Genomic DNA, 11,743 nt, shown 5'->3' with positions numbered 1-11,743 from the left:
CGCCGGCATCAAACGCGATCGCCTGCTGGTTGAAGCCGGCGGGATGGTTAAGCGCGGCTAAAACAAAGGCGGCGGAGTTTCCTCCGCCGCCTCGATACCAGTTGTCTGTTGCGGCTACGCTTAGCGGAGCAGCTGCAGAACGCTCTGCTGCGACTGGTTGGCCAGCGCCAGCGCGGACACCGCGATCGACTGGCGGGTCGACAGCGCCTGGCTGTTGGCCGCTTCCTCGTTGGTGTCGGCCAGCGTCAGGTTCGACGAGCCGGTCTGCAGCACGTTGATCAGGTTCTTCGAGAAGTCCTGGCGGATCTGCACGATCGACAGGTTCGAACCGAGGGTCGAAGCCTGGGTGCGCAGCAGGCCGCTGGCGTTGTTCAGCGTCTTCAGCGTGGCATTGGCCGAGGCGTTGTCGATGAAGTCCGTGCCGGCCACCAGCTTGGTGAGGTTGAGGCCGGAGGCGTCGAAGGTCACGCCCTGGATCTTCAGCGTCGAGGAGCCCGTCTCGTTGAAGGTCAGCTTGAGCTGGTCGCCATTGAGCAGGTTGATGCCGTTGTACGACGCGTCCTGGGCAGTCGTGGTGATCTGATCCAGGATGTTGTTGTACTGGTTGACCAGGTTGGCGCGGTTGGCGAGCCCGTTCGGATCCTGCACCGGGGCGCTGCCCGCGAGGCCGTTGAACAGCTTGCCGGAGGCCGCTGCCGTGCCACCGATCGTGCCGATGGTCGCGGAGGCAGCATCGTTGGTGGTGCTGATGGTGAGCGCACCGCTGGCGCTGAGCGACGCCTGCAGGTTGTTGGCCGACAGGGCGTTGTTCAGGTCGTTGAGCGACTTCACCTGGCCCGCACCGCTGCCGAATGTGATGTTGGTGGCGGTGCCGTTACCGGTCGCACCGATCGTCAGCGTCAGGCCGTTGAGCGGCGACGGCGTTGCGACGGTGCGTGCCGTGGTTCCGGCGGTAAGACCGAAGGCAGCCAGTCCCGCGCCGGAGATGTTGAGATCCTGGTTGATGCCGGTGCTGATCTGGAGCGCGCCAGCCGACACGGTGGAGGCGGTGGTCGCACCGGTGATGCCGTCGATCGCGGTGAGCAGGTCGCCGACCGTCAGGGTGCTGCCCGCGCCGGTGCCGAGGGTCACGTTGCCGGCCGAGTCGGTCGTCGACGTGGTCTGCGAGGTCGAGAACGAGATCGTCTTGCCGTTGACGTTGATCACACCGGTCGGGGTCGCCGCCAGGGTATCGGAGTTGGTCGCACTCACGAGCTTGGTCGCAGCCGTGATCGGCGCGGGAGTCGTGAGATTGTTGTTGACGACCGAACCAGCGAGGGTGGCGCTGCTGTAGGTGGCGGTGCCGCGGATATCGTCGGTGGTGGCGCCGGTGATCACGGCGGTCGTCACCTGCGACTTCGCGGAATAGCCGACTGCAGCCTGCAGGGCCTGGTTGGCGACCGACTTGGCGCTGTCGACGAGCTTCTGCAGCGAGGTGATGCCGGTGTTGGCGGCCTGCAGCACCTGCACGCCGTTGCCGATGCCGTCCAGCAGGTTGTTGATGTCGCTGGCGCGGTTGTCGAGCGACTGCGCCGTGAAGAAGTTGGTCGGATTGTCGAGAGCGGTGTTGACCTTCTTGCCGGTGGACAAGCGGTTCTGCGTGGTGGCGAGCAGATCGGCCGTCGACTGCAGCGAAAGCAGATTTTGACGAACCGATGCCGAGAGGACGATGCCGGACATACTGATACCCTTCTGGATGAACACGATTGACGCGACGCCGTAAATTTCGCACGGCGACCGCTGCCACACTGGTCCGTCCGCGCTACCCGTTCGTTAAAGGGCTGCTCCGTACAAATACCCAGAATGGCCTTGCCGGTAATTCTACGGTGTGACGATGTAGCGTTGCGCGGAGCGGCGCATATCCGCCGCCGGATCCGCCTCGCGACGACGAATTTGTCCTCGCATTTGCGTAACTTGCAGAATCCCGGCGCCGCCGATCGGACGCGTCGAATGCCGCAATCGCAATCATGTCGATGCGTGATCGGACACGCATAAGAGTTAATGAAAATCAACAAATGCGAGACAATGCCGCAACCCTATCGTCCGCGACGCCTGTCGATCGAATCGACGACTGCCGCAGAGGCCGATGCGACGCGGACCGTCTGCCTCCTAGCGGGTATAAGGTTCGCGCCACAACCTCTGAGGTTCGCACCACAACCCTTGTGCAATTAAACAGGCAAGCTATGGTCGCTGACCACGCGCCAAGAGTAGGTGATGCGAGACCATAGTGCTCCCGCCCTCGGCAGGAGCTCCAATGTCTGCGGTATCGTCCCCGCCCAATCGTCTGTTGCAAGCACTTCCCTCCGCGGAGTACGCGCAACTTCATCCCTTTCTCGAAACGGTCGACCTCACCAAGGAAGCGGTACTCGCCGAAGCCGGGGCACCGGTGCAGCGGGTCTACTTCCCGCATGGCGGCCTGGTCTCGATGATGGTCAATCTGTCCGACGGGCAATCTGTTGAGATTGCAACCATCGGTCGCGACGGCATCGTCGGCGCATCCGCCGCCCTGCATGACCGGCCGCTGCTCGCCGACGCGATCGTCGTGGTGCCGGGCACGGCCTCGATGCTGAGAGCGGAGGACTTCCGCGAGGCGGCAGATCACAGCGCGGATTTCCGGACCCTGGTCGCGCTCTACGAGCAGGCGCTGATGGCGCAGACGCAGCAATCGGTGGCATGCAACGTCTCGCATCCGGTGGAAGCACGGCTGTCACGCTGGCTGCTGCGTGCGCGCGATCTGTGCGGCAGCGAGGCATTGCCGTTGACCCAAGAGATGCTGGCCCAGATGATCGGCGTGCGGCGCAACGCGGTTTCGATCGTCGCGCATGGGTTCCAGCAGGCCGGCATCTTGCGCTACAGCCGCGGTCATATCGAAATCACCGATATCGACGGTCTGCGGAAGGCCGCGTGTGAGTGCTATGCGGCCGTCAAGGCGCACGCCGAACAATTGATCGGACCGGACGATTCCGGCCGCGGATAACGCCGCCTGCGGCGATTGGCATGTTCCTTATGGAACCAAGATATGTTTCCATTGGAACCGAGACGTGCCAGAATAAGTTGCAAGGACGTCCAGCTGCACGCATCAGCCCTGGTGACCAGAGACAAGCTTTGCCGGCAGGCAGGAGGTTGCTTTGGATAAGGTTCCGCGATCACCCAACGGATTCCTGTCGTCGCTCTCCGCGAACGATTTCGAGCTGATCCGGCCGCATCTGCGGACCACCGAGCTCGCCACCGATTCGGTGCTGGTCGAGGCCGACGAGTTGCTCCAGCTGACATATATGCCGCACAAGGGCGTGATCTCGCTGGTGGTCAAGCTCGGCCGAGGCGAGCGCGTCCAGGTCGCCATGGTCGGCCGCGACAGCATCTATGGTGCATTCGCGGGGCTTGGTGAGGCGCCCACGCTGAGCAGCGCCGTGGCCCTGGTGCCGGGCGTGACCTCCACGATCGAGGTCAAAGCCTTGCGGGCCGCCGCCGCGGCGAGTCCGACGTTGCGCGCGATGCTGATTCGGCATGGTCTCGCCGTCTATGCCCAAATCCAGCAGACCGCCGGGTGCAACGCCGTGCACACTGTGGAATCAAGATTGGCGCGATGCCTGCTGCAAACCCGCGATCTCTCCGGCAGCAACAAGATCGTCCTGACGCAGGAGATGATGGCGCAGATGATCGGCGCGCGCCGCAACAGCGTGTCGCTGGTCGCCCATACTTTGCAGCAGGCGAATTTCATCCACTACAGCCGCGGGCACATCGAGATCACCAACGCGGATGGCCTGAGCCGGACCGCGTGCGAATGCTACGCCACGGTCAAGGCGCAGTATGCGGGACTGCTGAGTTGCCAGGAGGTCGGCGGTTAGGGCCCGAACCGACGCCCGAGCCGTACTTCTACGGCGTGCGATTTTCACCGTCGGATAACGCTGAATCCCCACAGTCGCATGGACGCACGGGGGAGCCGATGTTCACTTACGAGACGACCGACCGGAAGGAAGCCCGGCGCTTCCGCATGGCCCAGTTCAACGGCCGAACCGCCACCGTCCGGTCGGCCGGCGCGACCGTCACCGGACGCGTCCGCGCGATTGTCGAAAGCAAGTCGGGCGCGACCGCCGCATGGGTGGTCACGATCGTTCCGGAGGAGCCGAAAGCGGCTGCCGCACCCGTGCGGCTCGCGCCGCGCCTGTGCTTCGCCGCCAAAGACGATTTTTGAAAACGGGTTCGGACGAAACCGGATTCACCGCTCAGGCGGAATGCAACAAAGCCTTGCGGACCAGATCCGCGGTGTTGCGCGCACCGAGCTTGCGCATGGCCTCGGCGCGATGGCTCTCGAAGGTGCGCGGGCTGATGTTCATCCGCAACGCGCCCTGCTTGTTGGAATAGCCATCGCTGATCAGGCTGAGCACCTCACGCTCGCGCTTGGTCAATGGTTTGCGGCCGGCTTCCGGCGCGAACATGACGTCCGGCGACCGTGAGCCTGCCGGCTTGTCGTCGCCCTGCGGCTTGAGGTCGGTAACCGGAACGACATTCGGATAGAGACTGGAAATCTGCTTCAGCATCGCAGACACCCGCTCGGTCTGCTCGAGCGCGTTCTCGATCACCTGGCGCAGATAGACGCCGTTGCCGGGCGCGTGCGCGAATTGCTGGCTGTGCTGTTTGAGCTCGTTCATATAGAGCAGCAGCGCCGTCACGGGCCCGTTGAACTGCCGGACGATCGCGGCACCGGCGTCCGGGCTCGGCTGGGGTCGCGGTGCAGCAGCCCCCTGGAGTTCGGCCGACTGGGTCTCGAGCGTCGCAGTTCCACCCGTCCATGTCGGGAGGCGCGCCTCGGCTCGATTGTCATGTTGCGTCATAAGTATGGTTTACCGAAGGTGAACTTGTGGCTGCGTTAACACGGGACTCCGTAGAACTACGGGTGACGCAACTGTGACCTCGGGCCCCGACCGGTCGAGGAGGCGCAGATTACCGCTGATTTGGCAACGAATCTCGCATATTTGAGTCGAATTACAGTATTCTTACGGGATGCAGGGCGCCGCCCGATTCCCGGGCGGCTTCACAGATCGACATTGACCATTATCGTTTGGCCGCCGCGTTCCAGCGCGGCCAGTGCGGCCGTGCTGTCGCCGCCCCGCGGACCGGAGGTCACGGGCGCCGGAGCCGCAGGAATTTCTGCAGGAACCGCCCCGAAAGAACGAACCTGAGCCACCAATACGCCATTCGCCGGGTCGTCATCGATCATCCCTCTGGGCATCGGGATGGCCTCGCCTTACCGCACGCTTGAGCGCGCGCATATGAGCCGGTTCACATCGGCCCAAGGCGGCAAGAGAGCAGCGAGTGACCCGCCGGGAGCAGCGGACGGCCATCCGCTCAGGTGAATGTCAATTTACAGCCCCGGCACGCGCCGCGATGATCGCCGCCTCTCGACCAACAACAAAGGGTGCGGCCATGAAGCGAGGGCGAAACGGGCGACACGGGTCCTGGATGGCGATTGCGGCGCTCGCCGCTGCACTGATGGCCGGCGCCGGTGCGCAGGCCGAGACGCCGCCGACCATCAACGCTGCACCGACACCTGACAACGCCGTCATGGTCACCATCTTCTTCAAGCACGATCAGTCACGCCCGCTCAGCGAACTCAACGCGCAGCTCGAACGGCAGGGCTTCTACAAAGCGTTCCCGCCCGACGGCGTCGAGGTCGTCAGCTGGTATGTGATGATGGGTGTCGGCCAGGTGGTGACGCTGCGGCTGCCGGCCTCGCGGCTGCGCGAGGTCAACCGTGTCATCGAGAACAGTGCCTGGGGTGCCTATCACACCGAATTCTATCCGACCTACGACTACAAGGCGGTCGGGATCGGCAATCACGACAAGGCGAAGCAGTAACCGATCGGATCAGGAGCTGCGACCGCACGCCGGCTCCGCCGAGAACCGGCTCACCATTGTGGATTCGATCCGCCGCCTAGGCGTGGGCGCGCGAGCGTTGGCTCAGCCGCTTGGCCAGGATCCGCAAATCCTCGGCACGCCCGCTGCACAGCAGACGCGTGAATTCGTCGGAATCGATGGAGGCAGGCGGGACGTCGGCCGAGCCGCGTGGGTCGCGGCGTAGCCAGGTCAATCGGAAGAGACGCTTGAGCATCTTCATGGTTGTTAGCCCCGATGAGCGTCACTGTTAAATCGCGGTAATGAAATTTGGTTCCGCTCCTTGTGGTCGGCCGGCGCAAAAATTGGTTCAGCGCAATCAGGCGAGCAGTGCCTTGCGCTTTTGCACCCGCGCAATGGAGCGTTGCACCGCGGCCCGATCCAGTGATCCGTCCTGCACTGCACCCGCGACTGCGGCGGCGATGCCGGCCATCTCCCGCTCCTGGTCGAGCAGATTATTGCCGATGCAGATCATGTCGAGGCCGGCGGCGATCGCCTGCAGGCTGGCCGCGCCTGTGCCGAGCGCCTTCTGCAAGCCCTGCATCTGCATGTCGTCGGTGATCAGCAGCGTCTCGGGCAGGCGGTGGCGAAGCCGGCCGATCCCGGCCGGCGACAACGTCATCGGATGCTGCGCGTCCCACTGGCGGACGATGGCGTGGCTGACCAGCACCGCGTCGCCATGGATCTGCGGCGCCAGCGCATAGAACAGCTCCTCCTGCTCCGGCCGCAGCGCATCGGAAATATCCATGAACTCCAGATGGGAATCGACGCACGCGCCGCCGATGCCGGGGTAATGCTTCAGGCAAAGGCCCACGCCCGCCTGCCGCGCCGCGGCGTCGACCAGGCGGGCGTGGGCCGCCACCTCGGCGATATCGGACGAATAGGACCGCTTGATCTTGCCGATGTTGGGATTGTCAGGGTTGAAATCGACGTCGATGACCGGCGCGAAATTGTAGCGGATGCCGAGCCGGCGCAGCTCACCATAGCTTGCGGCCAGGATGGCCTGCTTATCCGACGTGGCGAGCCGGTTGAAATCCTTCGCGCTCGGCAGCGGCTGAAAGCCCGGCCCCTCCTTGAGCCGGCGCACCAGGCCGCCCTCCTGGTCGATGAAGACCAGCGGCTGTGACGGCAGGCCTGCGATCTCGGCGCAGAGCGATTGCAGCTGCGCGGGCGAGGCGATGTTGTTGTCGTATTGCCGGGTCTGGCAGGAGTAATCGAACAGGATCACGCCACCGAGCCCGAACTGCGCGGCGAATTCGGTCAGCCAGGACGGAATGATCTTGCCGTGGAAGCCGAGGATGAAGAGTTCGCCGACGGACATGGCCGCTCCACTCCGACAGGCATGGAATCAGCCCGTACCGACGGAATAGCACGCCGCAGGGGGTCAAGAATATGACGCAGGCCGCGGGACCGCTGCGTTCGCCGTGCTCGCATCCCTATGTTAAGAGACGCCGGCACGCCAGATGGCGCATGCCACAACACAAGAAAGTTTCGGAAACCGCCCATGACCGCACCTTACGTCCCGCAAATGGCCCTTTACCGGCAATGGCTGAAGCAGACCCGCGGGCTCGAATTTGCGGATTTCGAGGCGATGCGGCGCTGGTCGGTCACCGATATCGACGGCTTCTGGCAGAGTGTCTGGGATTATTTCGACCTGCGCTCGCCGACGCCGCACACTGCGGTGCTGGCCGACCGCAAGATGCCGGGCGCGGTGTGGTTTCCCGGCGCTTCGGTGAATTATGCCCGCCAGGTCTTCCGCCATGTCGGGCCGGCGCATGCCGCCGGGCTGCCGGCGCTGATCGCGAGCGGCGAGGACGGCAAGCTCACGGAGACCAGCTGGCCCGAGCTCAAGCGCAAATCGGCGGCGCTGGCGTTGCATCTGAAGGCCAAGGGCGTCCGCGCCGGCGACCGGGTCGCGGCGTACCTGCCGAACATCCCGGAGACGATCATCGCCTTCCTCGCGACGGCGAGCTTGGGGGCGATCTGGAGCGTCTGCGCGCCCGACATGGCGGCGCCCGCGGTGATCGACCGCTTCAAGCAGATCGAGCCGAAGGTGCTGATCGCCTGCGACGCCGTGATCTATGCGGGCAGGCGCCATGATCGGCAGGGTGTGATCGCAGAGCTGCGGCGCGCGCTGCCGACCGTGCAGCATGTCATCCTGCACAGCGACGACGCTGTACCGTCGGAAACACGATTGTCGTCGATCCTCGCCGACCAGAGCGCGGAGATCGATGCCTTCGAGCCGGAATGGCTGCCGTTCGATCATCCGCTCTGGATCGTGTATTCCTCGGGCACCACGGGATTGCCGAAGCCGATCCTGCACAGCCATGGCGGCATCATCGTCGTGGCGCTGCCGCTGTCGACGCTGCACAACGACGTCGGCTGCAGCTACCATCCGAATTCGTTCGGCGAACGCTTCCACTGGTACTCGTCGACCGGCTGGATCATGTGGAATTGCCAGGCCAACGGCCTGCTCAACGGCACCACCTGCTGCATCTTCGACGGCAGCCCCGGCGGCACCAAAGACAAGCCGGACTGGACCACGCTGTGGCGCTTCGTCGCCGATGCCAAGGCGACCTTCTTCGGCGCCGGCGCGGCGTTCTTCGCCAATTGCACCAAGGCGGAGATCGATCTGGCCGCTGTCGGCGACCTCTCGGCCCTGCGCACGCTCGGCTCGACCGGCTCGCCGCTTTCAGCCGATACCCAAGCCTGGTTCAACGAACGCTTCGCCGCGCTTGCGCAGCGCAACGGCAACGCCGCGCAGGCCGAGATGTGGTGGGCCAATATTTCCGGCGGCACCGATTTCGCCGGCGCCTTCATCGGCGGCAATCGCGAATTGCCGCAGACGCCGGGCATCATGCAATGCCGCCTGCTCGGCTGCGCGGTGGACGCGTTCGACGAGCAGGGCCGCGCCGTGATCGACGAGGTCGGCGAGCTGGTCTGCACCGAGCCGCTGCCCTCGATGCCGCTGCGGTTCTGGAACGATCCCGACAATGCGCGCTATCTGTCGAGCTATTTCGAAACCTACCCCGACAATTTCGACGGCTCAGGCCGCGGCCCGGTGTGGCGGCACGGCGACTGGCTGAAAATCAATCCCGACGGCTCCTGCGTGATCTACGGTCGCAGCGATGCCACCATCAACCGCCATGGCTTGCGGATGGGCACCAGCGAGCTCTATTCGGCGATCGAAGCGCTGCCGGAGGTGCTGGATTCGCTGGTCGTCGACCTCGAATATCTCGGCCGCGACAGCTACATGCCGCTGTTCGTGGTGCTGCGCGACGGCGTTGCGCTGGATGCCGCGATGAAGGCGAAGATCAACAAGGCGGTGGAAGCCGGGCTGTCGCGCCGCTTCCTGCCCAACGACATCTTCGCGGTGGCGGAAATTCCGCGCACGCTGTCCGGCAAGAAGCAGGAGCTGCCGGTCAAGAAACTCCTGCTCGGCCATGCGATCGAAAAGGTGATCAACCGCGACGCGATGGCCAATCCCGGATGCCTCGACTGGTATCTCGACTTCGCAAAGACCTATCTCAGCAAGCGGGCCGGCGCGGCGTAACGCCGGCACAGGCCAAATGTGTTCAGGATCTAACGACATGCCATCACCCAGCTACATCGACCCGCTCAACGGTAAGCTCTACCCGCTGGACGTGCCGCGCTGGTGCTCCGACGAGGGCAAGCCGTTGCTCGTCACGCCGCTGCCGGGCATTTCCCGCGACGACGTCGAGCGCGGGACGCGGTCGCTGTGGCGTTACCGCGCGGCGCTGCCGGTCGAGATCAGGCAGCCGATCACGATGGGCGAAGGCTGCACCCCGGCGGTCGAGAAGCAATGGGACGATCTGCGGCCGCATTTCAAGCTCGAATGGTTCAATCCGACCGCGAGCTTCAAGGATCGCGGCACCACGGTGATGCTGTCCTTGCTGCGCCAGCTCGGCGTCGACGCGGTGCTGGAAGACTCGTCCGGCAATGGCGGCGCGTCCGTGTCGGCCTATGGCGCCGCCGGCGGCATGCGGGTCAAGATCCTGGCGCCCGCCACGACGTCGCCGATGAAGGTCGCGCAGATGCACGCCTTCGGCGCCGAGGTGCAGCTGGTCGAAGGCCCGCGCGAGGAATCCGAGGCTGAAGCGATCCGGCAGTCGAAGCAGATCTTCTACTCCAGCCACAACTGGCAGCCGTTCTTCCTGCAAGGCACCAAGTCGCTGGCCTACGAGATCTGGGAAGATTTTGGCTTCACCGCGCCCGACAATGTCGTCATGCCGGTCGGCGCCGGCAGCAGCCTGCTCGGCTGCTATATCGGCTTCAAGGAATTGCTGGCGGCCGGACAGATCAAAAAGCTGCCGCGTCTGTTCGGGGCGCAGCCGCTCAACTGCTCGCCGGTCGATGCCAGCTTTGCCGCCGGCGTCGACACGCCGGTCGATCGCGCGGTCCACAAAACCATCGCCGAGGGCACCGCGATCAGGCATCCGCTGCGGCTGAAGCAGATGATCGCGGCGCTTACGGAGAGCGGCGGCGGCACCGTCGCCATACCCGAAGACGGCATCGTCGCCGCGTTGAAGCGGCTGGCCTTGACCGGCCTGTTCGTCGAGCCGACCTCGGCCACGGCGGCGGCCGCACTCGACATCCTGAAGGCGCGCGGTGCGATCCGGCCCGCGGAGCGCACCGTCGTCATCATCAGCGGCACCGGGATCAAGGCCGCCGGGTTGATCACGGAGCTGTTGGGCAGCTAGTCAGCCTGCAATCCTGCAACGACTGCGCGCGCCGGCGTGGCGTGCGCCCGCCCGATATTGTCGAGGAACTGCCGCACGCTTTCCTGCCAGGTAAATGTGAGCGCGTGGGCGCGGCATTTCTCGCGCGGCACATGCAGCGCGCCAAGCGCGGCGCGGCGTAGATCGTGATCGAGACACCCGCAGCCCGATTGACCGATCACGTCGAGCGGCCCCATCGCCGGATAGGCCGCAACCGGCACGCCGCTGGCCAGCGCCTCCAGGATCACCATGCCGAACGTATCGGTCAGGCTCGGAAAAACCATGACGTCGGCCGACGCATAGGCATCGGCGAGCGCCCGGCCGGTCCGCGTGCCGAGGAAGTGCGCGTGCGGAAACCGAGCTTGCAGGCTGCAGCGCAGCGGCCCATCTCCGACCACGACTTTCGAGCCAGGCAAATCGAGACCGAGAAACGCATCGAGGTTCTTCTCGACCGCGACGCGGCCGACATAGAGGAACACCGGCGCCGGGAAAGCCAGCGGCCGTTCCGCGCGGGGGCAGAACAGCTCGGCATCGACGCCGCGCGACCACGGCATCAGCTTGCGGAAGCCATGCGCCTTCAGCGCCTGCTCGAGCGACGGCGAGCCGACCATGACGCCGTCGCCGCCATTGTGGAAACGCCGCAACGCCGCGTAGCTCCACCGCAGCGGCACCGGCAGCCGTGCCGCGAGATATTCGGGAAAGCGGGTGTGATAGCTGGTGGTGAACGGATAGCCCCGCGTGCGGCAGACATGACGGGCGATCCAGCCGATCGGGCCTTCGGTCGCGATGTGCACCGAGTCCGGACGCGCGGCCGCGATCGCGCGCGCGATGCGCCCGATCGACGGCAACGCCAGCCGGATCTCCGGATAGCCGAGCATCGGCACGGTGCGGAAATCGGCCGGCGTGAGGAAGCTGATCTCGGCGCCGAGCGATGGCGCTTCGCTGGCAAGATATTCCAGCGAACGCACCACGCCATTGATCTGCGGATGCCAGGCGTCGGTCGCCACCAGCACGCGCATCAGGCGATCGCCTCCGATGCCGCGGCGACACGTTGACGCGCGTGCGAGCCT

The 11,743-nt window shown here is 65.0% G+C and carries 12 protein-coding genes; 6 read left to right on the top strand and 6 right to left on the bottom strand.

Going from position 1 to position 11,743, the window contains the following annotated elements:
• Window positions 1–120 precede the first annotated feature (120 nt).
• Complete coding sequence (locus ACVW17_RS09140) at window positions 121–1,719, bottom strand: flagellin N-terminal helical domain-containing protein (protein ID WP_456751574.1); 1,599 nt, start codon at window positions 1,717–1,719, stop codon at window positions 121–123.
• Window positions 1,720–2,326: 607 nt separating this feature from the next.
• Between ACVW17_RS09140 and ACVW17_RS09135 the strand changes: the two genes are divergently transcribed.
• The 3 genes from ACVW17_RS09135 to ACVW17_RS09125 all read left to right on the top strand — a co-directional run bounded on the left by ACVW17_RS09135 (window position 2,327) and on the right by ACVW17_RS09125 (window position 4,234).
• On the top strand, window positions 2,327–3,016 hold the full coding sequence (locus ACVW17_RS09135) for a Crp/Fnr family transcriptional regulator (RefSeq protein ID WP_456798937.1): 690 nt from the start codon (window positions 2,327–2,329) through the stop codon (window positions 3,014–3,016).
• A 151-nt stretch (window positions 3,017–3,167) separates the two neighbouring features.
• Window positions 3,168–3,887: a Crp/Fnr family transcriptional regulator gene (locus tag ACVW17_RS09130; protein ID WP_456751573.1), complete on the top strand. Its 720-nt coding sequence runs from the start codon at window positions 3,168–3,170 to the stop codon at window positions 3,885–3,887.
• A gap of 98 nt (window positions 3,888–3,985) precedes the next feature.
• Window positions 3,986–4,234, top strand: a complete 249-nt coding sequence (locus ACVW17_RS09125; RefSeq protein ID WP_456751572.1) for a hypothetical protein — start codon at window positions 3,986–3,988, stop codon at window positions 4,232–4,234.
• 31 nt (window positions 4,235–4,265) lie between these two features.
• Here ACVW17_RS09125 and ACVW17_RS09120 read toward each other — a convergent pair whose 3' ends face one another.
• Window positions 4,266–4,874: a response regulator transcription factor gene (locus ACVW17_RS09120; RefSeq protein ID WP_456751571.1), complete on the bottom strand. Its 609-nt coding sequence runs from the start codon at window positions 4,872–4,874 to the stop codon at window positions 4,266–4,268.
• A 200-nt stretch (window positions 4,875–5,074) separates the two neighbouring features.
• Window positions 5,075–5,260, bottom strand: coding sequence for a hypothetical protein (locus ACVW17_RS09115; protein WP_456751570.1), 186 nt, complete (start codon window positions 5,258–5,260; stop codon window positions 5,075–5,077).
• 242 nt (window positions 5,261–5,502) lie between these two features.
• On the opposite strand from ACVW17_RS09115, the gene ACVW17_RS09110 reads away from it, so the two are divergent.
• Window positions 5,503–5,898: a hypothetical protein gene (locus ACVW17_RS09110; RefSeq protein WP_456751569.1), complete on the top strand. Its 396-nt coding sequence runs from the start codon at window positions 5,503–5,505 to the stop codon at window positions 5,896–5,898.
• Window positions 5,899–5,974: 76 nt separating this feature from the next.
• Here the strand turns inward: ACVW17_RS09110 and ACVW17_RS09105 are convergent, their stop codons facing one another.
• Complete coding sequence (locus tag ACVW17_RS09105; RefSeq protein ID WP_456751568.1) at window positions 5,975–6,157, bottom strand: hypothetical protein; 183 nt, start codon at window positions 6,155–6,157, stop codon at window positions 5,975–5,977.
• A 96-nt stretch (window positions 6,158–6,253) separates the two neighbouring features.
• Window positions 6,254–7,255: a glycoside hydrolase family 3 N-terminal domain-containing protein gene (locus ACVW17_RS09100; protein ID WP_456751567.1), complete on the bottom strand. Its 1,002-nt coding sequence runs from the start codon at window positions 7,253–7,255 to the stop codon at window positions 6,254–6,256.
• A gap of 117 nt (window positions 7,256–7,372) precedes the next feature.
• Here ACVW17_RS09100 and ACVW17_RS09095 point away from each other — a divergent pair, with 117 nt between their 5' ends.
• On the top strand, window positions 7,373–9,487 hold the full coding sequence (locus tag ACVW17_RS09095) for an acetoacetate--CoA ligase (RefSeq protein ID WP_456751566.1): 2,115 nt from the start codon (window positions 7,373–7,375) through the stop codon (window positions 9,485–9,487).
• Between the two features lie 37 nt (window positions 9,488–9,524).
• Window positions 9,525–10,655 (top strand): threonine synthase, encoded by a 1,131-nt coding sequence (locus tag ACVW17_RS09090; RefSeq protein ID WP_456751565.1) that lies wholly within the window; start codon window positions 9,525–9,527, stop codon window positions 10,653–10,655.
• Here ACVW17_RS09090 and ACVW17_RS09085 read toward each other — a convergent pair.
• Window positions 10,652–11,692: a glycosyltransferase family 4 protein gene (locus tag ACVW17_RS09085; RefSeq protein ID WP_456751564.1), complete on the bottom strand. Its 1,041-nt coding sequence runs from the start codon at window positions 11,690–11,692 to the stop codon at window positions 10,652–10,654. The two genes, ACVW17_RS09090 and ACVW17_RS09085, sit on opposite strands and share 4 nt — an antisense overlap.
• Window positions 11,693–11,743: the final 51 nt, after the last annotated feature.

The organism is Bradyrhizobium sp. USDA 4473 (assembly GCF_054063335.1).
This window is presented reverse-complemented; position numbering and strand designations above follow the sequence as displayed.